Source organism: Kribbella steppae, assembly GCF_004342025.1.
Taxonomy (GTDB): domain Bacteria; phylum Actinomycetota; class Actinomycetes; order Propionibacteriales; family Kribbellaceae; genus Kribbella; species Kribbella steppae.
The window spans coordinates 705866-730116 of the sequence record NZ_SLWN01000001.1 but is presented as its reverse complement, the minus strand read 5'-3'; the positions used below and the strand labels follow the sequence as shown (position 1 = coordinate 730116).

Genomic DNA, 24251 nt, shown 5'->3' with positions numbered 1-24251 from the left:
GTGTCTGCTCGGACACGGACTAGTCTGCTCAGATGCGTTCTGAGCTGATCGATGTCGCGACCGGCGGTACCGAGGTTGTCTTCGACCTGACGAGCAGGTGCGAGCAGTTCGTCGCCCGTGAGGCCCACCAGGCCCAGGGCGACGGACTGCTGCACATGTTCGTGCCACACGCGACGGCCGGGATCGCGATCCTGGAGACCGGCGCGGGCAGCGACACCGATCTGCTGGCGGTGCTCGAGCAGCTGCTGCCGCGCGACTTCAGTTGGCGCCATCGGCACGGCAGCCAGGGCCACGGTCGCGACCACGTGCTGCCCGCTCTGGTGCCACCTTTTGCCAGCATCCCGGTGCTGGACGGGCGGATGATGCTCGGCACCTGGCAATCCATCTGCCTGGTCGACACCAACGTCGACAATCCCCGCCGGCAGGTCCGGCTTTCCTGGCTGCCCGGTTAATGGACCACCAGGTAACAAGGTGTTCCGGAATTCTTGTGACTTATCGTGATGTTGCGGGTGGCGTTACGCATGTGAAACACGACTCCGCTTGAATTGCCCACATGGCAGCGCTTGACACCCTTCGGGCCCAGTGGGTGGGGCTAGGCACCGAACTCCTGATCCGCGCCACGCGTGGTATTTGTGACGGGAGCCTGCTGAATGCCGACACCGGCCGGGCCGACACCAGCGCCCGACTCGAGGACTGGACCGGAGTGCTTTCCCTGTACACCGGTGAAAATGAATCCGCCTCGGTTCGCGCGACCGCTTGAAACAGTCATTCCTGTAGGTTCACTAATTCGAACCTGAATCAAACTTGTTGCCCTCATCAACCGTTTCGTGTGACCTGCGCCGCATCTCATGCCACCGGGCGTCCCCGGCGCGGACAGCCCAGTCACGCTATGTTGTGACGGGAACGTGAGGCTCAAGAGGGGTGACGGGCTTTGTCGGACACGGATGGCCGGGCTGAGGGACGGCGGGGTTTCGCCGATCTCTTGCTCGACTTGAGGGTTCAGGCAGGGCTCTCGCAGGAGGAGCTGGCCGACCGGGCCGGGCTCAGCGTGCGGACCATCCGTGAGCTGGAGGCCGGCCGGGTGGCGCGGCCCCGCAAGGACTCCGTCCGGCTGCTCGGTTCAGCGCTCGGTCTGCACGACGGTGACGCCGAACGCTTCCTCGCCGCGGCCGGGCACGGGACTGTGGTGCGCCCGGTGATCGCAGTGGCCGACCCCGCGCCGACCGGACTGCGCTGGCGCGGCACCAGGCCCATTCCCGACGGTCTCGTCGGACGTGAGCAGGAGCTGCTGGAGCTGGAGGTGCTGCTACGGCAGAACCGGCTCGTCACGCTCGTCGGCCCGGGTGGTGTCGGCAAGACCGAGCTCGCACTGGCCGCGGCCGACCGGTTCTCCGGTGTCGACACCACCGTCGTGGTCGTCGACCTCACGACCGTTCAGCGCGATGCCGCCGTACCGTCGGCCATCCTGGACGCCTTCGGCACCGCACCCGGTACGTCGGACCTGGACGACGTACTGTCCGGTCGCCAGCCCGGCGACCTGGTCATCGTCGAGGACAACGCCGAGCACGTGCTCGACGGGGTCGCGACGGTGGCGAACCGGATGGTCCGCAGCTTCCCGGGCGTCGGCGTACTGGTGACGTCGCGGATCCCGCTCGGCCTGCCCGACGAGGTGGTCCGGCGGGTGGCGGTGCTCGGCGTACCGGCGAACGACAAGGACTTCGAGGAGATCGCGGCCAGCCCGGCAGTGGAGATGTTCTGCCGGCGGGTGGCCAGGGTCCGGCCCGACTTCCAGCTGACCGAGGAGAACGCTTCGACCGTCGCTCGGCTGTGCCGTCGGCTGGACGGTCTGCCGCTGGCGTTGGAGCTGGCGGCCGCGCGGGCCGGGTCGCTGTCGGTGGAGACGATACTGGCCGCGCTGGACGACCGGTTCCGGCTGCTGTCCGGGCCGCGGCGGTTCGGCGCACCGCACCAGCGGACGCTGGCCGACACGATCGCGTGGAGTGTGGACGCGCTCTCGGACGCCGCTCGGCAGTTGCTGTACCGGGCGTCGGTGCTCGGGTCGCCGTTCACGCTGGACGCGGTGGCGGGTGTGTGTACGGGCGATCCGATCGACGCGGCCGACGTACCGATGCTGCTGGCCGAACTGGTGGACAAGTCGCTGCTCCAGCCGGTGACCGAGTTCGAGCAGTTGTACGGCGCTCGCTACAAGCTGCTGGAGACGATCCGGGAGCACGCGTACGCCGGCCTGTCGTCGCAGGATGACGACCTGACCGAGTTCCGGGACCGGGCGGTCGCGTGGTGTTCGACGTACGTCGATGGACTCGGCGGCGCCTGGTCCTCGCCGGACCGTGACCGGCGCTACCGGGCTGCGCATGCCAACTCCGCGCTGTTCGAGGTGGCGCTGGAACGTGCGGCCGAGTTGGAGCAGTGGGATGTGGCTGCGCCTATCGTGCTCGGGTTCCGGATCGCGTGGCAGTACCAGGCGAGCGTGGCCGAGAGTGGCATCCGCTGGGCGACGCTGTGCGCTGAGAACGTTGCGGACAAGGAAGTCAGCGGCAGGCTGCTGGCCATTGCCGGCCGGCTCTCCAGTCTGACCGGCGACGTACGGGGAGCCCGGCGGTACTACGGTGAGGCGCGTCAGCTCATCCCGGGCGAGACAGAGATGGGTCTGGTGGCCCGAGGCGGGTGGGTGTCGTCCGGCTCGCACCTGCTCGACACACAGAGCCTGGCCGAGATCCCAGCGCTTGTGGAGGACGCACGCAAGCACGGCGACGTGCAGCGGTCCGCGACCGTCCAGGCCACCTGCGCCCTCGCGCTGCTGCGGTGGGGGCGCCTGCCTGAGGCCAAGGAGTTGCTGCTCGCCTGGGAGGCCGCACTGGTCAACCCGGGCGTCTACCCGGACGAGATCGCGTACATGGCCCTTAGCCGGGTGGAGCTCGAGCTGGGCAATCTGTCCGAGGCGCGGCGGTGGGCGAAGCTCGCACGCGACAGCCAGGCCTCTGACGACCCGGAGCGTACGAAGGTGGCCGGCTGCCAGGCGATGGTCGAGTACCACGAGGGGCGGTACGACGAGGCGCGGGCGCTGCTCGACGACGCGGACGCCGACATCCGCGGGCACCGGGGGTACTTCGACTACCTGGTCATGCTCTACCGGTCGCGACTCGCCCGCGATGCCGGTGACGTGGAGCAGGCCCGGTTGTGCATCCGGGACGCGGTCAGCCGGCTCCTGCTCGAAGGGCGGGTCGTGTACCTGCTCGAAGTACTGCCAGAGGCTGTGGCCGTGCTGCATGCGCTGGGGGAGTCCGCGGCCGGTGATGTCCTGTGCGGTCAGTTGCTGGCATGGCAGCAGACGATGGACCCGCCGATGCTGCCTACCGCCTGGGCGATCCTGCAGGAGTCCTGCGAGAGCGCTTCGGTCGCCGACGGCTGGCCGGAGCCCGACCCCGCGGCCGCGGTGCAGCGGCTGGCGAACGACGTACTCAGCGCTCTTTCATGACGCGCTTCTGCTGAAGCTGCCGGGTAACTGCCGGTACTTCTGCCTCGTCCTGACATGCCTGCCGGCCGAAGAATTACAGCCGTAGGACAGGTTCCACGAAGCAGAGTCCGAAGCCGGGCACAGGCAGGGAATGGGCGGTGAACCGTGATGAGGCCATGGTGCTGCGCTGGACTGCCGAGCAGCTTGGGGGAGGCGACGCGGAGGGCATCCGGCGGCCGGACGGTGGGGGCGCCGATCGGCTGTCGAGAGCTCCGGGGTGCTGCGTCGTGTGGATCTGTCCTGCCTGAACCGGGTGCCGTGCGCCGTCAGGGCACCACACCCGGGGCGGGGTCCCAGCACTGGACCGGGCACACGACACAGGGGACGAGTGCCGGTCCGGCTGACACGGGGAAGCCGGCGGGTTTGGTCACCCGCCGGCGGGGTCAGCCGCTGGGGCCTCCCGGGACCTCGACGAGCTCGCGGTCAGACCGGTACCTCGCGGAACCGGCACGGGGAGTAGCTCGGCGAGGACTGAACTCGGCTGACAACCAGGGGGAGTCAGCACAGCGTTGACGGACAGGGGAAGTCGACGCAGCAGGTGAAGTGCTGACGCACAGGGGACGTCAGCACAGTGAGGTGAAGAGCTGACTCACAGGGGAAGTCAGCAGAGCGAGGTGAAGGCCCCGGAGGGGTAGGCCTTCACCTCGCTGCCTTGTGCCTTACTTCTTCCGCTTCGCGCTCTTCTTCTCGACTTGGGCCAGCAGCGATTTCTGGTCGCCGTACCCGACCATCCAGGACGGTTGCTGGCGGCAGTACACGATGTCCGGTCCCCAGCTCGATGGCGAGCTCCCGTAGTGCTTCACCAGGTGCTCCTCGATCTCCGCGAAGTCCGCGTGCTCCGGGGTGAGGAACTCGACGTCGCCGTGGCTGAACACGCCGATCCGCTCGCCGTCGACGTACGAGATGCTTGCCGCCGGTCTGGCCTTGAGCTGCCGGGCCTTCGCCGCGGAGCCGGACGTGGTGAACACCCACCGAGCGTGCAGGAAATGCCCGTCGACCGCGCTGATCCGCGGCTCGCCGCGTGCGGTGACGGTGGCCAGGTTGAGCGTGCACATGCCGGTCAGAACCCGCACCAGCGCGTCGGCGTCCAGCCGGCGCGAGTCCGTGATGATGTTGCGCAGATGCTCCGTCGAGCGCTGATACGCGGCGTCGAGGAGCTGCTGCAGTTCGGTGACTTCCGCTGCGGTCTCCTTCATCTTGTGGAGTCTGACACCACCCGCCGACAAAACCGTCCGGTAACCTCACTGCATGTCAGCCCGCGTGCACGTCGTCACCGACTCCACGGCCGGTCTGTCCACGCACGAGGTCCTCCGCCTCCCGCTGACCGTCGTACCGGTGCAGGTCGTCATCGGCGGCACGTCGTACGACGACGGCGCCACCTCGGCCGACGCGGTCGCCGAGGCGCTCAAGACGTTCACGCCGGTGTCCACCAGTCGCCCGGCGCCACAGACCTTCGCGGAGGCGTATGCCGCCTGTGCCGCGGCTGGAGCCGAGTCGATCGTGTCGATCCACCTCTCCGGCGACATGTCGGGGACGGTCGAGGCCGCCATGATCGGGGCGAAGGAGTCGCCGATCCCGGTCCGGGTGATCGACTCCCGCTCCATCGCGATGGGCCTCGGGTTCCCGGTCCTGGCCGCGGCTGCCTGCGCCGCGGCGGGCGAGAACCAGGCGGCCGTCGAAGCCGCGGCGCGCGTCCGGATGGCGTCGATCTCGGCGTACTTCTACGTCGACACCCTCGAGTACCTCCGCCGCGGCGGACGCATCGGCGCCGCCCAGGCCCTCCTCGGTACGGCGCTCGCCGTCAAACCACTGCTGACGATCAGCAGCGGCCGGATCGTCCCGCTGGAGAAGGTCCGCACCTCGAGCCGCGCCATCGCCCGCCTCGCCGACATAGCCGTCCAACGAGCCGGCGACGGCCCCGTCCAGGTCGCCGTCCACCACCTGGCCAACCTGGAAAAGGCCCACACCCTCGCCGACGGCCTCGCCGAACGCCTCCCCCAAGCCGACGAAATAGTCCTCCGCGAAGTAGGCGCGGTCATCGGCGCCCACGTGGGCCCCGGCCTCCTAGCCGTAGTGATAGCCCCTCGCTAGCGCCCTCGGGTGGTGCCTCGGCCCACCCCGCGACCTCGCGCCCCGCCACCCGGCGCCGGCTTGGCCCGCCCCGCGACCTCGCGCCCCGCGACCTCGCGCCCCGCGACCTCGCGCCCCGCGACCTCGCGCCCCGCGACCTCGCGCCCCCGCGACCTCGCGCCCCGCGACCTCGTGCCGGCTCGGCCCGACCCGCGCCCCGTGCCCCGCCCCATGTTCCGGCGCGGGCGTCGCTCTCCGCTCCGCCCACCTCGCGCCCGCCTCCTCGGCGATTTCCACAGGTCTGAATTCGTCGTTCCTGTGCGTCGGCAGACTCGTACTTTCTCTGGCGTGAAGGTCTTCCGCCGTGCCGCTGCGCCCGACCCGGGAGCGCGCGAGCGTGCGCTGGCTCGTCTCGCCGCCCGCGCACCTCAGCACGACGAAGCCGACAGAGAACTGGAGGAGCGTGATGAGGAGGTGCGAGGTGGATGGATCCCCGAAGCCGTCCGGCCCGAGCGACTACGTGGTGCCCGCTGGACCCTGTCACCACGCCACGTCGTGGTCCTGGCCGTCGTACTGTCCATCGGTCTGGCCTGGGCCGCCTGGTCAGTGTTCCGCGCCCGCCCCGAAACCCTCCCCGACGCGCGCCCACCCACCACCCTCACCTCTGGCGCCCCCGTCACCCAACCGTGCCCCAGCGGCTCCTCCTGCCCCTCACCCGGCGCCCAACCATCACCCGGCCCCCAACCATCACCCGGCACCCAACCGTCGCCCGGCATCCAACCGTCGCCCGGCGTCCCCGGTCAGGCAGCGGGCACCGTCGTCGTCCACGTCGCCGGCAAGGTTCGCCGCCCCGGTCTGGTCCGCGCGCCCACCGGTTCCCGCGTCGCCGACGTACTCACCCTCGCCGGCGGCCCGCTTCCCGGCGTCGACCTCACCACCCTCAACCTCGCCCGCCAGGTCACCGACGGCGAGCAGATCCTCGTCGGCCAACCCGCCCCACCCGGCACCTCCTCCACCGCACCAGGCACCACGTCCAACCCATCTACTGGCCCCGCCGACTCACCCGTCAACCTCAACACCGCCACCCTCGACCAACTCGACACCCTCCCCGGCGTCGGCCCGGTACTGGCCCAGCGCATCCTCGACTACCGCACCCAGAACGGCCCCTTCACCACCATCGACCAACTCCAGGAGGTCCCCGGCGTAGGCCCCAAGAAGTTCGACTCCCTCAAACCCCATGTCCGCGTCTAACCCCGCCGAGCCCGGCAAGACCAGCAACCCCGGTGGCACCGGCGGGGTCGGCGAGACCGACAGATCCGGTGGGATCGGCGGGGCTGGGGACTCCGGCAGGTCTGGTGGGATCGGCGAGGTGGAGGACGCCAGCGGGGTTGAGGAGACTGGCGAGCCGGTTGACGTGCGGTTGCTGGTCCCGGCCGCTGCAGGTTGGCTCGCTGCGGTTCTGCTCGTCGCGCACCGGCCGCTCGTCGGCGTGCTCACTGCGGCCGTTGCCCTCACTCTCGTCTGCGTGCTGGCACTGCTGCTGCGCGGCGCCGTTCGAACGCAGGTCGGCTGGGCTGCGGTCGGGGTGTTGGTTGTCGTGGCGGGAATGGGAGTGGCGGCTGGGTTGCAGGTGGAGGGGTTGCGGGCTGGGCCGGTGACGGGGTTGGCGGCGGAGGGTGCGTCGGTCGGCGTCAGGCTGAAGATCGATGGTGATCCGTCGGTACGGCGCAGTCCGGGCAGCCGGCGGCCGCCGTACGTGGTGGTGAAAGCGACGATCGAGGAGGTGCGAGCGCGGGGGACCGTGACTCGGGTGCGTACGCCGGTGTTCGTCATCGGGTCGGCGCAGTGGCAGCAGGTCCGTTTCGGGCAGCGGGTCGACGCGAACGGGCGGCTCGAGGCGGTCGAGCGCGGGTCGGATGTCGCCGCGATGCTCTCGATCCGGTCAGCTCCCCGGATCGTGGACCAACCACCCTGGTGGTTGCGCGCCGCGGAGAAGGTCCGCGCCGGTCTCCGCGAGTCCGTCGCCGGCCAACCGGACGACGTACGCGGCCTCGTTCCTGCGCTCGTGATGGGCGACGAGTCCGGCCTGCCAGGAGACCTCACCGAGGACTTCCAGACGACCGGGCTGACTCATCTCTCGGCAGTGTCCGGCACCAACCTGACCTTGCTGTTGGCGTTCGTACTCCCGTTCGCTCGAGTGATCGGCGTGCGCGCGCGTGGTCTGACCGCGATCGGCCTGATGACGGTCGTCGTGTTCGTGATCCTTGCCAGACCTCAACCCAGCGTCCTCCGCGCGGCCGCGATGGGCCTGATCGCCTTGGCGGCGATGACAAGCGGGGGAGGGCGTCGTCGCGCCGTACGCAGTCTGTCGTTCGCGGTGATCGGCTTGCTTCTCCTGGACACGTCGCTCGCGAGGTCCGCGGGCTTCGCGTTGTCCGTGCTGGCGACCGCGGGCATCGTGCTGCTCGGCCCGGGCTGGCGGGACGCGCTCGCCAAGTGGATGCCGGTGTGGCTGGCCGACGCGATCTCGTGTCCGTTGGCCGCGCAACTCGCGTGTACACCGGTCGTCGCCTGGTTGTCCGGCGAGGTGTCGTTGGTTGCCGTCGGCGCCAATCTGCTGGCGGGGCCGGCCGTCGGTCCGGCGACCATTCTCGGGTTCGCCGCGGCCGGTGTCGCTCTCGTGAGTACGGAGGCGGCCCACTTGGTCGGCTGGGCAGCGGGTTGGCCCGCCCGCTGGATCATCCTCATCGCCCGCGAAGGCGCCGACCTACCCGGCGCCGCAAACGCCTGGCCGGCGACCGCGGTGGGAGTCGCTGTGCTGACCCTGCTGTGCATCGCGCTCGTCTTCGGACTGCACCGCATCCTCGCTCGCCCGATCGCCATGGTGCTCGCGGTGGTCCTGCTGGCGGTCGTCGTACTGCGTCCTGTCGGTTCGATCGGCTGGCCGCCCGACGACTGGCTCTTTGTGATGTGTGACGTGGGGCAAGGAGACGGCCTGGTACTGCGGGCCGGCGACAGAGCGGCTGTGGTCGTCGACACCGGTCCCGATCCGACCGCGATGGATCGGTGCCTGCGTGATCTTGGGGTCGAGTACATCCCGGTCCTGGTGCTGAGTCATTTCCACGCCGATCATGTCGGCGGGTTGGCCGGCGTACTGAAGGATCGGCGGGTCGACGAGATCGAGGTGACGCCGTACTTCTCGCCGCCCGCGGAGTACGACCGGGTCGTCGACCTCGCGTCGCATCACGGCGTCAGCCTGCGCACGGTGACCTACCAAGAGAAGCGTGTGGTCGGGGCGCTCAGTTGGACCACGTTGTGGCCGGCGCGCGTCCCAGCGTTGCCGCCACCCGGTACGTCCTCAGCGACCTCCACCGACGAGGGGTCGCCGGAGAACAACGCGAGCATCACCATGATGGTCGAGGTCTCCGGCCTCCGGATTCTCCTCACCGGCGACCTCGAACCCGAATCCCAACGCGCCATCCTCGCCACCGGCGCCGACCTCCGCGCCGATGTCCTCAAGGTCCCTCACCACGGCTCCGCCCAACAGGATCCCGCCTTCATCGCCGCCACCGACGCCCGCCTCGCCCTCATCTCGGCCGGCCGAGACAACGACTACGGCCACCCAGCCCCCAGAACCCTCGACCTCTTGTCCCACCAGTCCACCCGAACCGCCACCACGCTCACCAACGGCTCTTTGACCATCACCAACCCCAACAACCGCCTTGTCCTCACCACGAACCAGCAAGCACTCTCACGTTGACGCGTTGGTGAAAGTGACGGCCTTAGCCGGGACTGTGTTCTCGGGCTGGTCGCCGAGGGCCCAGGCGGCGACCCGGGAAACGACGTGAGCCGGTACGGCGTCGCTGACGTCGGGTACCGCCGGGACGTCGTAGGTGGCGTGCGCGTCGTGGGGGAGGACAACTCGGTAGCCGCGGGCGAGGGCTGTGCGTGACGTTGCCTGCACGCACATCTCCGACATCAGGCCGCAGATGGCAACCGCTCGCACGCCTGCGCCGACGAGGACCTCGCCGAGCGGCGTGCCGTCGAAGCCGTCGTCTCTGGGCTTGCGGATCACATGCTCACTAGGCCCGGGCTTGATCGGGAGGTAGAGCTCCCAGCCTGGAGTGTTCGGCTCGTCGTCCGCGCCGGGTGCTCCGTCGTTTTGGAGGTGTACGACGAGGGCCCCGGTCTGCCGTGCGCGGTCCAGGAGGTCGTTCACCCGGTCGAGCAGACGAGCCGCGTCGGGTACGGGGTTCGCGCCCGAAACAAAGGCGGTCTGGACGTCGACGACGATGAGCGCCTCGACGGGCGATACGGCTGCGTTCATGCCGCCATCCTCCAGGCTCCTCCCGCCGTCCTCCAACGCATTTGCCGCTGGTGCCCGCCATCGGCGCCAGCTGCCCGGTTTCCGGACCTTGGGTGCCACCTGGCGACACCTTTCTTCCGAAAAGCGGCGCTCGCACGGACGTAAACGCGGACGGTTGGCGGCCGAGGCGTGGCGGTGGCGGTGGCGGCGGCGGGTGCCGGTGCCGGCACGGCGGCTGTGGTGTGGGAGGAAGCGGAGGTGAGGGTGCGGCGGTATCGGGCGGATGGTGGCGGTGGCCGTGCCTGGCGCCCGTGCCAGTACGGCGGCGGTGGTGCGGTGGCGGGCAGTTCCGTGGCGGTGGTGGTGGGCGGGTTTGTGGTGGTGGGGCGTGGGGCGGGGGCGGTGGTGGTGGGTTGGTTGGTGGGGGTGTCGGTGGGGTGTGGGAGGGTGGCGGCGTGGCTGCTCGTAGGGGTTCTGCGCCGAAGTTGGGCGATGTGCTGCTGGTGACCGGATCCGAGGCGTTTTTGGCGGATCGGGCTGTTCGGTCGGCGATCGCGGCGGTGTCGAAGGGTCGCGCTGAGGTCGAGGCGACCGAGGTCGATGCGGTCACGCTGGATGTCGGGGTGTTCGCGGAGCTGACCGGGCCGTCGTTGTTCGCGAGTGAGCGGGTGCTGGTGCTGCGGTCGCTGGAGAACTTGCCGGCCGAGATGGTGCCGCACTTGATCGAGTACGCCGGCGCCCCCTCGGACGACGTACTGGCTGTGCTGGTGCATTCCGGCGGACAGAAGGGGAAAGCGGTCCTCGACAAGTTGCGGAAGGCATCTGTCAGTGAGGTGGTCGCGACCGCGCCGAAGACGTGGGAGTTGCCGCAGTTCGTGGCCGGGGAGATCCGGTTGCACGGCGGGACCGTGGACGAGGCGGCGGCGTCGGCGCTGGTCGATGCGGTCGGTCATGATCTGCGGGCGCTGGCGGGGGCGTGTTCGCAACTGGTGTCGGACTCGGGCGGCCAGGCGGTCACCGTGGAGCTGATCGGTCAGTACTTCGGAGGCCGCGCGGAGGTGACGAGTTTCGCGGTCGCGGACGCGGCGATCGCGGGGCGGACCGAGCCGGCCCTGGAGCAGCTCCGGTGGGCCTTGGACTGTGGGGTCGCGCCGGTGCTCGTCACGAGCGCGATGGCGGGCGGGTTGCGTGGACTCGCGAAGTTCTCCAGCGCGCCCGGCGGCCTGCGCGAGGCCGATCTGGCTCGCGAGGTCGGCGTACCCCCGTGGAAGCTGAAGCAGCTCAAGCAGCAGGCCCGCGGCTGGACGCCCGGCGGCCTGGCGACCGCGATCAAAGCAGTCGCCCAGGCGGACGCCGACGTCAAAGGCGCCTCCGGCGACGCCGGCTACGCCCTCGAACGCATGGTCATCACCGTCAGCCGATCCCACGGCCGCCGCTAGCAGGAAACACAAAACCCAGCTGGAACGCCAGCTGGGTTTGGACGCAAAAACGATCGGCCTGTCCGGTGCGGACGGCCGATCGTTTGGCGGTGCTTAGAGGGAGGCGGCCTTCTTGAAGATGGACGACTTCCGGTTGGCAGCCTGGTTGGCGTGGATGACGCCCTTGCTGGCGGCCTTGTCGAGCAGGCGGGCGGCCACGCGGGCCTGCTCCTGCGCCTTCGCGGAGTCGCCGGCGTCGGCAGCCTCGCGGAAGCGGCGAACAGCCGTCTTGAGGGTCGACTTCACCGACTTGTTGCGAAGTCGCGCAGCCTCGTTCTGGCGGTTGCGCTTGATCTGGGACTTAATGTTCGCCACGGAGCAGAGCCTCGATCAGGTGTGTGCGGTCAATACAGGAAAGGTGTCGCGCGCACGGTTGACCATCACCCGTGGGGGCGCGAAGAGCCAGACTACCAACAAGCCGGGCCCGCGACCAAACCGGGAACCCGCCTGAACCCGCCGTCGGCGAGACTCCGGCCAAGACCGATGGTGCCGTGAACCGGATCGTCGCGCTGACGTTCCTCGGCATCGTCGTGGCCGCAATCGCCGTGATCGTCCTGGGTCAGACGCCGCGGTTCTACCCCGGCAGCACGGCGGTGACCCGGCTCACAACGCAGTACGACGTCCGGCCGGACGGCGACCTGGATGTCACCGAGACGATCATCTACGACTACGGCGCGTCCGGGCTGCCACTCGACCGAGTCGTCCAGCTCCGGCGACCTGACGCCGACCGCCTCGACACGCCGGTCCCCGACCGGGGGCGGGACCGCGTCTGGGAGGTCTCGGGCGCTGTTCTCCTGCTGGTACTCGTCGGCCTGGTCGCTCGCCGGATCACGCGGTCTCGGCAGCGGTCTTCAGCCGCTCGAGCGTGATCCTGATCCCGCGGTCGTTCGCCCGCACCCGGTCGCCGAAGAACGGCCGGAACATCGCCCGGAAGGCGGCCGGCCGGTGGTCGGTCCAGGACTCGGTGACCTCGCAGCCGGATTCCAGGCTGCTGAAGTCGTAGGACCACAGCGAGATCGGGATCGGCCCGAAGGTCACCACGAAGCTGAAGCGCTCACCCGGTACGGCGTCCACCACCCGGCCGAAGGTGAACCAGCGGACGGCGCCGGCCCGGTTGTGCCCGACGAACCGGGCTCCCACAGAAGGTCCCGGCGTACGGGAAGACCAGCTGACCCGCGTGCACTCAGGACTCCACTCGCTCATCCGCGGCAGGTCGCTGACCAGGCCGTACACCGACAACGCCGGCGCTGACACCGTGATGGACTCGCTCAGGTCCGGCATCGGGTTTTCCCTTGCTGTACGCCAACAGGAGCTGACGGGGAGCTGGCACGTGCAGTGCTGAGCGTGACATCGCTGCCCGCCACAGGCATACTCGGGCCCGCGTGACGCTGATCACCGCAGGGGGTGTGGAGCGTGCGGTCGTCACGGGTCAGCAGCGAGACCAAGCTCCACCATCGCGCCGTCCAATGCCCTGGAGGAACTCAGTGCCCCGCCGTACCCCGATCATTCTGGCCACCGCGCTCGTCGCGTCGCTGGTCGGCCTCCCGTTCGTGGCGCGTGCCGCGGACGCGCTACAGGCCGAGGAAGCACCCGTAGCCGCAGACCCGCAGGTCAAGGAGTCGTCGACCGGCTCCTACATCGTCCAGCTCGACGACGCCCCGGTGGCCGAGTACGGCGGCGGCATCGCCGGCCTGCCGTCCACCCGCGTCGTGCCCGGGAGCAAGCTGGTCAAGACCGCCGGCCAGGTCGTCGACTACGTCCAGCACCTCGCCCGCGAGCGCCAGGAGATCCTGGCCAAGGTGCCTGACGTGAAGAAGCTGTACGACTACAGCTACACGTACGCCGGCTTCTCCGCGCAGATGTCGTACGACGAAGCCGTCAAGCTGGCCAAGTCGTCCGGTGTGAAGAGCGTCGAGCCGAGCGAGATGCAGCACCAGGACACCGTGGACACCCCGCGGTTCCTCGGGCTGTCCGGTAAGGGCGGCGCCTGGCAGCAGGCCGGTGGCATCGACAAGGCCGGCGACGGGGTCATCATCGGCGTACTGGACTCCGGCTATGTCCCGGAGCGGGCCAGCTTCGCGCCGATCAAGACCACCACGACGTCGGACGCGATCATCGCGAAGAAGTGGAAGGGCACCTGCCAGGCCGGCGAGGAGGCGCCCGTTGCCTGCAACAACAAGGTGATCGGCGCCCGGTACTTCGACAAGGGCATCGGCACCCGGCCGATCCCGGAGGAGTTCAAGTCGCCGCGTGACTACGGCGGCCACGGCACCCACACGGCCAGCACCGCAGGCGGTAACTACGGCGTCGAGATGAGCGTCATGGGCCGCGACTACGGCAAGGGCTCCGGGATCGCGCCGCACGCCCGGCTGGCGATCTACAAGGTGCTGTGGGCGGTCGACCAGACCGGCGGCGGCAGCGGTACCGACGCGGACATCGTGGCCGGTATCGACGCGGCGGTCGCGGACGGCGTCGACGTACTCAACTACTCGATCTCCGGCTCCGGCTCGACCTTCGTGAACGCCACCGGCCTCGCCTTCCTGCGCGCGGCCCGGGCGGGCGTGTTCGTCGCCACCAGCGCCGGCAACACCGGACCGGGCGTCAGCACGGTCGGCAAGAACTACCCGTGGGTGACGACGGTTGCCAACGGCACGCATGACCGCGACATCCAGACCACGGTGACGCTGGGCGACGGCAAGTCCTACACCGGCGCCGGGATCGGTTCGGGTGTGCCGAGCACGCCGGTCGTCCTGGCCAAGGACGCCGGCCTCGCCGGTGCGAACCCGGCCAACCTGCTCCTGTGCATGGCGGACACCCTCGACCCGGCCAAGGTGACCGGCAAGATCGTGGTCTGCGACCGCGGTGGCAACGCCCGCGTCGACAAGAGCCTGCAAGTGAAGAACGCCGGCGGTGTCGGCATGATCCTGGTCAACATCACCGCGGGCACCCTGGACGCGGACCTGCACTCGGTCCCGACCGTGCACCTCGACCACGTCGCCGCACCCGCGATCAAGGCGTACGTCGGCGGCACCGCGAACCCGACCGCCACGATCAGCGCCGGTACGCCGGTCCGCGTGACCGCGCCGAAGGTCGCCAGCTCGTCCAGCCGGGGCCCGTCCCTGGCCGGCAACGGCGACCTGCTCAAGCCGGACGTGATGGCGCCGGGGACGAACGTCCTGGCCGCGACGACCGCCTTCAGCGCGGCCGGCGGCGAGTACGCGTTCATGAGCGGTACGTCGATGGCCTCGCCGCACATCGCCGGCGCCGCGGCCGTGCTGATCAGCAAGTACCCGAACTGGTCTCCGATGGCGATCAAGTCCGCGCTGCTCACCACCGGCACCGACAAGGACACCAGCGGCAAGCCGATCCAGAACGACTCCGGCTCGCCGGCCACGCCGTTCGGGTACGGCGCCGGCCTCGTGCAGCCCAAGACGGCGATGGACCCGGGCCTGGTCTACGACTCGTCGTACGAGGACTGGACCAAGTTCGTCTGCGGCTCCGGTCAGGTGCCTGCCACGCACGCGCTGTGCGCGAACGGCAAGATCGACCCGAGCGACCTGAACTACCCGACGATCGCGGTCGGCGACCTGGCCGGCAAGCAGACCGTCACCCGGACCGTGCGGAACGTCGGCAACCTGCCGGAGATCTACTTCCCGAAGGTCGAGGGGCTGAAGGGCTTCAAGGTGACGGTGTCGCCGCAGATGCTGGTCACGCTCCCGGGCCGTACGGCGACGTACAAGGTCACCGTCGAGAACACCGGTGCGCCGCTGGAGCAGTACACGTTCGGCAAGCTGACCTGGAAGTCGACCAAGCACGCGGTGAGCAGCACGGTGGCGATCAAGCCGCTGACGGTCAAGGCGCCGGTGCAGGTCAGCGGGACCGGGACCGCGGGGTCGGTGCAGGTGCCGATCACGGCCGGGTACACCGGCACGCTCAACACGACTGCCGTCGGTCTGACCCCGGCCACCGTCGCCGAGGCCGCGCTGAAGAACCCGGGTGGCGTGTCGTTCCCGACCACGAACCCGGCGGCCAACGACCACGTCGCCAAGTTCACCGTGAACGTCCCGGCCGGCGTGAAGCACGCCCGGTTCTCGACGTTCGACGCGGACTACCCGGCGGGCACCGACCTCGACGTCTTCGTCTACAAGACGGGTACGACGGCTCTGCTCGGCAGCAGCGCCGGTGGGTCGGCCGAGGAAGAGGTCAACCTCCCGGCACCGGCCGGAGGCTCGTACGACGTGTACGTCGACCTGTTCGCGGGAGCCAACGAGCAGCAGGTGAAGCTCAACCACTGGGAGCTGCTCAACGCGGAGGGCAACCTCACCGTCACTCCGGCGACCCAGCCTGTCCAGGTGGCCGCCCAGGCGACGGTCACAGCCTCCTGGACCGGCCTGACCGCCGGCACCCGGTACCTGGGCCGCCTGCAGTACAGCGATGGTGCTGACGGTTCGGGCTCGACCATCGTCCGAGTAGACAGCTAGGCCAAACGAGGGCGGCCCCCAGTCATCGGGGGCCGCCCTCGCGCTATCTCAGGGCTGCTGCAGGGTGATGTTCGCGGCGTCCTCCACCAGCAGCTTGCACGCACCAGTGGTGACATCACAGCGGTGGAGCTTCCGGGGGATAGCTCCCATGACGTCTTCGGGCTGGGTAAGCGCCAGCAGGTGCGTCGCGTCCTCGAAGACCGGCTCCGGCCAGTCGATCGTCTGATCCGGCAATTGGAGCTTGGTCACCTTGCCGGTGGCGACGTCGATCGCGACCTTCTGCAGGCTGTGGATGATGGTGCGGCCGTCGGGCGACAACACCGGGTATTGCTGCTCTTGGCCCTGGTCGCAGTACTCCCGCTGGACCTCGAAGTTCGTTCCACGCAGTACCCAGCCTTCAAGCAGCGGTTCTCACCTGCCCTGGTCGACAGGACGACTTTGTCGGTGGTGCCAGGGATCGCCCTCGCACCGTCGAAGGCGGGCGCGGTGACGGGCTGCGGCTGCCCCGATCCTGGCTGCCAGACGAGCAGCTCGGGTTTGTTCGTCTCGTCGTGGCTCATCCAGATACCGGCCTTGTTCCAGCCCAGTATGAGCGGCACTCTCGCCTGCACCGGGGTACTCGCGATCTCCTGGCCGGTCCGCACGTCGACGACCAGGACACGACCCTTCTGATCGGGCTGGCGAGCCACCAGCACGACCTGGCTGCCGTCCGGTGACAGCACCGGGCTTGACCCGCGGTGCGGGCCGACCGGCCGGAAAGAGCCGTCCGGCAGGAGAATGCCAGCCTGCAGGATCCGGTTGGCCGGCATCTTGAGCGTCAGCCAGCCGCCGCCGACCCGGCCGCGGAAGTAGCCGTCGCTCGGGAACGTGACGCGGACCTGCTGCCCGTCGTCGTGCAGCGTGAGCACGCGGTTCTCGCTCACCGTGTACGGAACCTGCGGAGGCTCGCCCGACACCGGTCCAGGTTGGCCGGCGGGCTCGGGCTGGTCGGGCGCGAGACGGGTCAGGAAGGACGCGGCGAGCACGAGGACCACGGCGATGGCCGCGGCGGCGAGGACCACCGGCCAGCGGCGGCGGTGGGCGATGGTGCCCGTCTCGAGGTCGAGGCCGGGGGCGCTGTCCGGAACGGTGCCGGCAGTGGCGTGCAGGTAGTCGCGCAGGCGAGCCTCTGTGTCGTTCATCGGACATCCTCCAGCTTCTGAGTGAGGACCGCGAGCCCGCGCGAGGCGGTGGCTCGTGCGGTGGATTCGCTGATCCCGAGGGTCTCGGCGATCTCGGCGAACGGGAGATCGAGGTAGTAGCGCAGTACCAGGACCGCACGGGTCCGGGTGGGCAGGGCACGCAGCGCATGCCGAACCTGCTGCCGGTCCTCGCCGAGTACGGCCGAGCTCTCGGCGGAGGCGTTCGGCGCCTCGTGGGGTGGGGTGTAGAGCCGTGCGACCTTGCGGCGGCGCAGGACCGAGCGGCTCGGTTGGGTACGGCCGTGCGGAGGTACCCCAGCGCCTTGCCGGATTCCCGCAGCGGCCAGTGCCGGTACAGGTCGGCGAAGGCCTCCTGTACGACGTCCTCCGCCGCTTGCCGGTCGTCCATCACCAGCACGGCCAGGCGAACCAGCCCGGCCCAGTGCTGCTGGTAGAGCGCCGACACGGCTGTCCGCGCGTCGTCCTGCGCCAGAGCCCGGTCTGGGCCGCTGATGCTCACCATTGGATTCGTCACACCCTCAGAGACGCGCATCTCCCCAGAACGCTGCGTCCAGAGGTCAAGTCAGCCGCTCGCGTACCCAGTCGAGGTGGATGAGCGCGTGCTTACGCTGCCAGGCACGGATCGTTGGCAGGCCGGGTGGGGCCGGCTGGGCCGCGCCCCACCACAGGCCGCCCGCGATGGCGGCCAGGAAGCCGGTGATGGCGACATCGTCCGGCAGATCGGGCAACGTCACCGACTCGCGCATGTCGGCCCGCAGGATCACCGTGTCGGCCCACGCCGGTGCCAGCGCCGCATGGGCCCAGTCGATGAACACCACGCGGTCCTCAGTCAGGATCACGTTGTCGGCCCGCAGGTCCCAGTGCGCGAGCGCCTTGCCCGCCGCAAGGGTCGTTAGGCCCTCCCGGGCCAGCTCGGCCAGCTGCTCCTCGCGTCCGGCCACCCAGGACGGTACGTCGAGACCGTCGGTGATCACGTTGTCCCACCGGCTCAGGAACTCCCGACTCCGTACGGCGGCGACCGGTGCGTCCGTCCACGGCGACGGGTCCAGAGCCAACGTCAACTCGTCCAGAGCATCCAGGACCCGTACGGCGTCCTCCTGCACCCAGGGGTGAGGCGGCAACCAGCCTTCGATGTCCTCGAGCAGCAGGACGACCCAGTCGCCGTCGTCGTAGACGTCGTACAGGACAGGGGTCTGGGGGAGCTGCCCGCCGCCCCGCATGGCGGCGATCTCGTTGCGGAACAGCTCCGGCGTCTTCGGGTTGAGCGACGTACCGACCGCCTTGACGAAGGCGCGGCGGCCCGACGCGGTGATCAGGCGGGCGGCGACGCCGGGGGAGAAGCCGCCCTGCTGGGTCGTGGCGGAGACCACCACCGACCCCAGTGCGCGTTCCACCCACGCCCGCACCTGAGCGGGCACCTCCTCGAAGGGCAACCGGACCCCAGCAGCATGCGCCATGCCTCCAAACGGTAGGCCCCCAGCCCGCGAGCCGCTCGGCATTTTCGAATCCGCTGGCCCCGCATGGGATGATTGACCGGTTGACCAGCAAGAACCCAGCAGGACCCTAGACGAACTGGATCCCCTCCGTGCCCGTTGGCCCCACGACCGTGCCCCAGCCGGGTCGTACCGACCCGTCGCTGATCCGGAACTTCTGCATCATCGCCCACATCGACCACGGCAAGTCGACGCTGGCCGACCGGATGCTGCAGATCACCGGGGTGGTCGACGACCGCTCGATGCGGGCGCAGTACCTGGACCGGATGGACATCGAGCGGGAACGCGGCATCACGATCAAGTCGCAGGCGGTCCGGCTCCCGTTCGCGCCGAAACCGGACTCCCCGGGTGGCCTGCTCGCCCCGGACGGTACGACGTACATCCTGAACATGATCGACACGCCCGGTCACGTCGACTTCACCTACGAGGTGTCGCGGTCGCTGGAGGCGTGTGAGGGTGCGGTGCTGCTGGTCGACGCGGCGCAGGGGATCGAGGCGCAGACGTTGGCGAACCTCTACCTCGCGCTGAGCGCAGACCTGCACATCATCCCGGTGCTGAACAAGATCGACCTGCCCAGCGCCCAGCCGGAGAAGTACGCGGCCGAGCTTGCCCACATCATCGGCTGCGACCCGTCCGACGTACTGCGGGTGTCGGCGAAGACGGGTGAGGGCGTTGACGAGCTGCTGAGCGAGATCGTGGCCCAGGTCGAGCCGCCGAAGGGCGTCAAGGACGCGCCGCCCCGGGCTCTGATCTTCGACTCGGTCTACGACACCTACCGCGGTGTGGTCACCTACGTCCGGGTGGTCGACGGCGAGCTGACCCACCGCGACCGGATCAAGATGATGTCGACCGGTGCTGTGCACGAGATGCTCGAGGTCGGGGTCATCTCCCCGGAGCCGATGAAGTCGCCGAGTATCGGCGTCGGCGAGGTCGGCTACCTGATCACCGGCGTGAAGGACGTCCGCCAGTCCCGGGTCGGTGACACCGTCACGGCGGCCGTTCACGGCGCGACTGAAGCGCTCGGCGGCTACAAGCACCCGCAGCCGATGGTGTACTCCGGGCTGTTCCCGATCGACGGCGACGACTACCCGACGCTGCGGGACGCGCTGGAGCGGCTGCAGTTGAACGACGCGGCCCTGCAGTACGAGCCGGAGACCTCGGGTGCGCTCGGGTTCGGGTTCCGCTGCGGCTTCCTCGGTCTGCTGCACATGGAGATCGTCCGCGAGCGGCTCGAGCGCGAATTCGACCTGGACCTGATCTCGACCGCGCCGAACGTGGTCTACCGGGTCGAGATGGAAGACGGCAAGGAGCATGTCGTCACCAACCCGAGCGAGTTCCCGGAAGGCAAGATCGCCGACATCTACGAGCCGGTGGTGAAGGCGACGATCCTCAGCCCGAAGGACTTCATCGGCGTCATCATGGAGCTGTGCCAGACCAAGCGGGGCAACCTGCAGGGGATGGAGTACCTGTCCGAGGACCGGGTCGAGCTCCGCTACACGCTGCCGCTGGCCGAGATCGTCTTCGACTTCTTCGACCAGCTGAAGTCCAAGACCAAGGGCTACGCGTCACTGGACTACGAGCCGACCGGTGAGCAGGCCGCGGCGCTGGTCAAGGTCGACATCCTGCTCCAGGGTGAGACGGTCGACGCGTTCTCGGCGATCGTGCACCGTGACAACGCGTACTCCTACGGTGTCGCGCTGGCCGGCAAGCTGAAGGAACTGATCCCCAGGCAGCAGTTCGAGGTGCCGATCCAGGCGGCGATCGGGTCCCGGATCATCGCCCGCGAGTCGATCCGGGCGATCCGCAAGGACGTCCTGGCCAAGTGCTACGGCGGTGACATCACCCGGAAGCGCAAGCTGCTGGAGAAGCAGAAGGAAGGCAAGAAGCGGATGAAGATGGTCGGCCGGGTCGAGGTCCCGCAGGAGGCCTTCATCGCCGCGCTGCGCACTTCCGACACCGGGGAGAAGGCCAAGAAGTAGTGCCGGTCGAGATCCCGGCGGACTTCCTGGTTGTCGCGTCGCGGGGTCAGGACTGGGCCGACTGGCTGGACCGGCTGCCGCGGTTGACCCGCGAACTGCTCGACGAGTGGCGGCTGACGGTCGACGGTACGACGTCGTACGGGAACTGCGCCCTGGTCGTGCCGGTGACCACGGCCGACGGGCAGCGCGCCGTACTCAAGGTGCAGTTCCCGCACTGGGAGGCCGAGACCGAGCACCTCGCGCTCCGGGACTGGGGCGGGAACGGCGCGGTGCAACTGCTGCGCGCGGATCCACGCCGGTTCGCCTTGCTGCTCGAGCGGTTGGAGCCACGTGACCTGACCACGATCGACGCGATCGAGGCCTGCGAGATCGTTGGCGACACCTACAAACGGTTGCACATCCCGGCAGGACCGCAGTACCGGACGCTGTCCGGCGAGCTGAAGCGCTGGGTCGAACGGTTCCGCCAGCTGCCCGCATCGGCGCCCGTTCCGCATCGGTACGTCGACCAGGCGATCGCGCTGGCCGAGGACTTCAGCACCGACCCGGCCTGCGACGGCAAGCTGATCCACACCGACCTGCACTACTTCAACGTGCTGGCCGGCGTTCGCGAACCCTGGTTGGTGATCGACCCCAAGCCGCTGTCCGGCGACCCGCACTACGAGGTCGCGCCGCTGATCTGGAACCGCTGGGACGAGGTCGTTGCCTCCGGCGACCTTCGGTTCGCGGTCCGGCAGCGGTTCTATGCCGCGATCGACGCGGCCGAGCTCGACGAGGACCGTGCCCGCGACTGGGTGATCGTCCGGCAGATGCTCAACCTCCTGTGGACGCTGGACGGTGCCGGCGCCGACGAGTCGCTGCCGCAGGACTGGCTCACCCGCAACATCGCCATCGTGAAGGCCATCCAGGATTAAACCGGTAGAGCCGCGGCCCGTATCGACGGATGATGGGGGTCATGCGGCTGCTGACGGTCAACGTGGTGGAGAAGCTGATCCCGGGTCCCAAGGAGACCGGGCTGACCGCGATCGACAAGCGTCCGCAGGTAGGTCGCGTGCACGTCGGCGAGCTCGGTCTCGCCGGTGACAGGGTCTGTGACACCAAGAACCACGGCGGTCCCGACCTGGCGCTCTACGCGTACGCCGAGGAGGACGCCCAGTGGTGGGCGGCCGAGCTCGATCGAGAGATTCCCACCGGGTTGTTCGGGGAGAACCTGCGCACCGAAGGGGTCGACGTCACCGGCGCGCTGCTCGGTGAGGTCTGGCGGATCGGCGACGAGGTCGAGGTGATGGTCCGGGCGCCGCGGATCCCGTGCATCACGTTCCAGCACCGGATGCAGGAGCCGCACTGGGTGAAGAGGTTCCACCAGGCCGGCTGCCCCGGCGCCTACTTGAAGGTGCTTCGGACCGGAGAGATCGGTGCAGGCGACCCGGTCGAGGTGCTGAGCCGACCGGACCATGAGGTGACCATCGGGCACATGTTCGGAGCGCAGGACCCGGCGAAGATGCAACGGATGCTGGACTCTGGCGTCGACCTGATGGATGAACTCCGCGGTATCGCCGAGCGCGTCGCGGCGCGCGGGTGAGGGGCCTGCTGCCCGCACCCGGACCACTTCGGCCACTCGCCCTCGCCACTCTGCTCAGCAGGGTCGGCAACGGGTTGCTGATGACGGTCAGCGTGCTGTACTTCACCCGGATCGTCGGATTGTCGATCGCTCAGGTCGGTCTTGGCCTCACCATCGCCGGTCTGTTCGGCTTGCTGTCGGCGGTGCCGCTGGGACATCTGGCCGATCGCCGCGGTCCGCGCACGCTGTTCGTCGTACTGAGTCTGATGGTCTGCGGACTCTCGCTGCTCTACCTGCTCGTGCAGACCTTCTGGCAGTTCCTGGTCGTCTCCGTCGTGCTCACCGTGATCGACCGAGGCGCCGGCGCGGTCCGGGCCGCGCTGATCGCCGCGATCACCCAGGGCGCCGACCGGGTCGCGGCCCGCGCCTACCTGCGCGCGGTCACCAACATCGGCATCATGGCCGGCGCCGGCATCGCTGTGTTCGCGCTGCATTTCGACACGAGTACGGCGTACCGCCTTATGTTCGTGCTCGACGCGACACTGAGCATCGTCGCGGCGTTCGTCGTGCTGGCGGTCCCACGGGTCGCGCCGCAGCCGAAGAGCGACGACGGGCCGGTCTGGGTCGCCCTGCGCGACCGCGGGTACCTCGCGGTTGCCGCACTCAACGCCGGGATGTCGATCCAGTACGCCGTACTGGACGTCGCGATCCCGCTGTGGGTGGTCGATCACACCGACGCACCCCGGTGGACGGTCGCGCTCCTGCTGATCATCAACACCGTGGTCGTCGCGCTGTTCCAGGTACGGTCGTCCCGCGGCATCGCCGACCCGACGACCGCGGCACGGGCGACCCGGACCGCAGGATTGTTGCTGCTGGCATCAATGGTGCTGTTCGCCGGCGCGTCCTGGGGGAACGCGGCGCTCGCGATCGGCCTGCTGGCGGTCGGTGCGCTGGTGCAGGTGATCGGTGAGTTGCTGCAGTCGTCCGGCTCGTTCCTGCTCGGCTTTGACCTCGCCGCCGACCACGCGCAGGGTCAATACCAAGGCGTCTGGAACACCAGCATGTCCATCAGCACCATGGTCGCCCCCACCGTCCTGGCCCTCCTCCCACTCGGCCTCGGCGCCCCCGGCTGGGTCATCCTTGGCGTCTGGTTCGCCCTGATCGGAGTGCTGTTCCCACCCGTCGTACGGTGGGCTGCGGCGCGGCGGAGGCAGGCTGGCCAGATGCAAACCGTCGGTGCATGATCGGCACTCATTGCTTGGGGGCAACCGGATTTCAGCCGGGCGCGGGATCTGCTCGGCTGGGAACCGAAGATCCCTACTGAGGAAGGGCTCCGGCGGACGATCGACTGGTTCCGTACCGACCTGCCACAGCAGGCGGCTTAGGTCGGCTCGCGGTAGCCGAGGGCGGCGGAGATCTTGCGGGCGGCCTCGATGGCCGCGGGGGCCATCAGGGCAACCTGGGCGATGGACTGCTCGAGCGACAGCGTGGAGATGCTGACCGCGGCGATCGCGGCGCCGGTGTGGTCGTGGATGACCGCGGCGACGCAACGGATGCCTGGCTCATTCTCCTCGTCGTCGAGTGCGTAGCCGCGGGCCCGCACCTGGGCGAGGTCCGCTTTCAACGCGGCCGCGGTCGTGTGCGTCAGGGGAGTGCGGGCCGGGAGACCGGTCCGGGTGATGTGGGCGTCGAGTGCCTCGTCGTCCTTCTCGGCCAGCAATGCTTTGCCGATGCCAGTGCAGTGCAGCCAGAACGCCTTGCCCACGCGGGACGGCATCCGGTACGGCTTCGGGCCGTCGAGGCGCGCGACGTAGATCGCCTCGTCGCCGTTCAAGAGACCGACATGCACGGTGCAGCGAGTCTGGGCGACCAGGTCGGCGAGCACCGGGCGGGCGACCGTGGCGAGGTCGACGTTGGTGAGCGCGTGCCCGGCGAGCCGCAGCGCCTTGGGGCCCGGGTGGTACGAACCGTCCTCGGCCTGGGCGACGAACTCGTGCTCGACCAGTGAGGCCATGATCCGGTGCACGGTCGACTTGGCCAGACCGGTCGCGTTGACGACATCGGTGAACCGCGAGTGTTCGAGGACGGCGTCGAGCACCATCAGCGTCTTGTCGATGGCCGAGGGCGAACTCATGTCGGTCATCCTGCC

General features: G+C 69.2%; 22 protein-coding genes and 1 pseudogene. 13 read left to right on the top strand and 10 right to left on the bottom strand.

All coding sequences use genetic code 11. The annotated features are described in order from the left end of the window. The first annotated feature begins 32 nt into the window (after positions 1-32). The 3 genes from EV652_RS03355 (at position 33) to EV652_RS03345 (ending at position 3496) form a co-directional block, all read left to right on the top strand. Positions 33-452: a YjbQ family protein gene (locus tag EV652_RS03355; protein WP_132207428.1), complete on the top strand. Its 420-nt coding sequence runs from the start codon at positions 33-35 to the stop codon at positions 450-452. A gap of 101 nt (positions 453-553) precedes the next feature. Further along, positions 554-760 (top strand): hypothetical protein, encoded by a 207-nt coding sequence (locus tag EV652_RS03350; RefSeq protein ID WP_132207427.1) that lies wholly within the window; start codon positions 554-556, stop codon positions 758-760. Between the two features lie 171 nt (positions 761-931). Beyond that, positions 932-3496 (top strand): ATP-binding protein, encoded by a 2565-nt coding sequence (locus tag EV652_RS03345; RefSeq protein ID WP_132207426.1) that lies wholly within the window; start codon positions 932-934, stop codon positions 3494-3496. Positions 3497-4194: 698 nt separating this feature from the next. Here EV652_RS03345 and EV652_RS03340 read toward each other — a convergent pair. Continuing rightward, on the bottom strand, positions 4195-4731 hold the full coding sequence (locus EV652_RS03340; RefSeq protein ID WP_132207425.1) for a pyridoxamine 5'-phosphate oxidase family protein: 537 nt from the start codon (positions 4729-4731) through the stop codon (positions 4195-4197). 52 nt (positions 4732-4783) lie between these two features. Here EV652_RS03340 and EV652_RS03335 point away from each other — a divergent pair, with 52 nt between their 5' ends. From EV652_RS03335 to EV652_RS03325, 3 genes are all read left to right on the top strand, one after another. Then, positions 4784-5626 carry a DegV family protein gene (locus tag EV652_RS03335; protein ID WP_132207424.1) on the top strand — a complete coding sequence of 281 codons (843 nt, stop codon included), beginning with the start codon at positions 4784-4786 and terminating at the stop codon, positions 5624-5626. Positions 5627-5953: 327 nt separating this feature from the next. Next, a complete protein-coding gene (locus EV652_RS03330; protein WP_242001520.1) occupies positions 5954-6856 on the top strand; it encodes a ComEA family DNA-binding protein in 903 nt (300 codons plus the stop codon). Continuing rightward, positions 6843-9365, top strand: coding sequence for a ComEC/Rec2 family competence protein (locus tag EV652_RS03325; protein ID WP_132207423.1), 2523 nt, complete (start codon positions 6843-6845; stop codon positions 9363-9365). Before EV652_RS03330 ends, EV652_RS03325 begins: the two co-directional genes overlap by 14 nt. Here the strand turns inward: EV652_RS03325 and EV652_RS03320 are convergent. Continuing rightward, complete coding sequence (locus EV652_RS03320; protein WP_132207422.1) at positions 9357-9932, bottom strand: isochorismatase family protein; 576 nt, start codon at positions 9930-9932, stop codon at positions 9357-9359. The genes EV652_RS03325 and EV652_RS03320 overlap by 9 nt on opposite strands. A 434-nt stretch (positions 9933-10366) precedes the next feature. Between EV652_RS03320 and holA the strand changes: the two genes are divergently transcribed. Beyond that, on the top strand, positions 10367-11350 hold the full coding sequence (holA, locus tag EV652_RS03315) for a DNA polymerase III subunit delta (protein WP_132207421.1): 984 nt from the start codon (positions 10367-10369) through the stop codon (positions 11348-11350). A gap of 93 nt (positions 11351-11443) precedes the next feature. On the opposite strand, the gene rpsT is transcribed toward holA, so the two are convergent. Next, a complete protein-coding gene (gene rpsT / locus EV652_RS03310; RefSeq protein WP_012920011.1) occupies positions 11444-11704 on the bottom strand; it encodes a 30S ribosomal protein S20 in 261 nt (86 codons plus the stop codon). A 176-nt stretch (positions 11705-11880) separates the two neighbouring features. Here rpsT and EV652_RS03305 point away from each other — a divergent pair, with 176 nt between their 5' ends. Next, the gene (locus EV652_RS03305) at positions 11881-12258 is read left to right on the top strand and encodes a hypothetical protein (RefSeq protein ID WP_132207420.1); all 378 of its coding nucleotides are present in this window, start codon (positions 11881-11883) and stop codon (positions 12256-12258) included. Here EV652_RS03305 and EV652_RS03300 read toward each other — a convergent pair. Further along, positions 12218-12670, bottom strand: coding sequence for an SRPBCC family protein (locus EV652_RS03300; RefSeq protein ID WP_132207419.1), 453 nt, complete (start codon positions 12668-12670; stop codon positions 12218-12220). The two genes, EV652_RS03305 and EV652_RS03300, sit on opposite strands and share 41 nt — an antisense overlap. Before the next feature lie 203 nt (positions 12671-12873). On the opposite strand from EV652_RS03300, the gene EV652_RS03295 reads away from it, so the two are divergent. Then, positions 12874-15870 (top strand): S8 family serine peptidase, encoded by a 2997-nt coding sequence (locus tag EV652_RS03295; protein WP_242001519.1) that lies wholly within the window; start codon positions 12874-12876, stop codon positions 15868-15870. A 48-nt stretch (positions 15871-15918) separates the two neighbouring features. On the opposite strand, the gene EV652_RS03290 is transcribed toward EV652_RS03295, so the two are convergent. From EV652_RS03290 to EV652_RS03275, 5 genes and pseudogenes are all read right to left on the bottom strand, one after another. Beyond that, positions 15919-16191, bottom strand: coding sequence for a hypothetical protein (locus EV652_RS03290; RefSeq protein ID WP_132207417.1), 273 nt, complete (start codon positions 16189-16191; stop codon positions 15919-15921). Then, positions 16116-17051: a hypothetical protein gene (locus EV652_RS03285; protein WP_132207416.1), complete on the bottom strand. Its 936-nt coding sequence runs from the start codon at positions 17049-17051 to the stop codon at positions 16116-16118. Before EV652_RS03285 ends, EV652_RS03290 begins: the two co-directional genes overlap by 76 nt. Further along, a complete protein-coding gene (locus EV652_RS45060) occupies positions 17048-17326 on the bottom strand; it encodes an RNA polymerase sigma factor (protein ID WP_242001562.1) in 279 nt (92 codons plus the stop codon). Before EV652_RS45060 ends, EV652_RS03285 begins: the two co-directional genes overlap by 4 nt. A gap of 50 nt (positions 17327-17376) precedes the next feature. Then, positions 17377-17460: pseudogene (locus EV652_RS45055) on the bottom strand (SigE family RNA polymerase sigma factor); the annotation flags it as partial. A gap of 169 nt (positions 17461-17629) precedes the next feature. Continuing rightward, complete coding sequence (locus tag EV652_RS03275; protein WP_132207415.1) at positions 17630-18529, bottom strand: BUD32 family EKC/KEOPS complex subunit; 900 nt, start codon at positions 18527-18529, stop codon at positions 17630-17632. A 128-nt stretch (positions 18530-18657) separates the two neighbouring features. On the opposite strand from EV652_RS03275, the gene lepA reads away from it, so the two are divergent. Genes lepA through EV652_RS03255 form a run of 4 tightly spaced genes read left to right on the top strand, consistent with a single transcriptional unit; the run spans position 18658 to position 23346 of the window. Next, positions 18658-20544 (top strand): translation elongation factor 4, encoded by a 1887-nt coding sequence (gene lepA, locus EV652_RS03270; RefSeq protein WP_199237972.1) that lies wholly within the window; start codon positions 18658-18660, stop codon positions 20542-20544. Continuing rightward, positions 20544-21455, top strand: coding sequence for an aminoglycoside phosphotransferase family protein (locus EV652_RS03265; RefSeq protein ID WP_132207414.1), 912 nt, complete (start codon positions 20544-20546; stop codon positions 21453-21455). The genes lepA and EV652_RS03265 overlap by 1 nt, the downstream gene beginning before the upstream one ends. A gap of 41 nt (positions 21456-21496) precedes the next feature. After that, positions 21497-22123, top strand: a complete 627-nt coding sequence (locus tag EV652_RS03260) for an MOSC domain-containing protein (RefSeq protein ID WP_132207413.1) — start codon at positions 21497-21499, stop codon at positions 22121-22123. After that, complete coding sequence (locus tag EV652_RS03255) at positions 22120-23346, top strand: MFS transporter (RefSeq protein ID WP_132207412.1); 1227 nt, start codon at positions 22120-22122, stop codon at positions 23344-23346. The genes EV652_RS03260 and EV652_RS03255 overlap by 4 nt, the downstream gene beginning before the upstream one ends. A gap of 137 nt (positions 23347-23483) precedes the next feature. On the opposite strand, the gene EV652_RS03245 is transcribed toward EV652_RS03255, so the two are convergent. Then, entirely contained in the window at positions 23484-24245 is a 762-nt protein-coding gene (locus EV652_RS03245) for an IclR family transcriptional regulator (RefSeq protein WP_242001518.1), read from the bottom strand. Positions 24246-24251 lie beyond the last annotated feature (6 nt).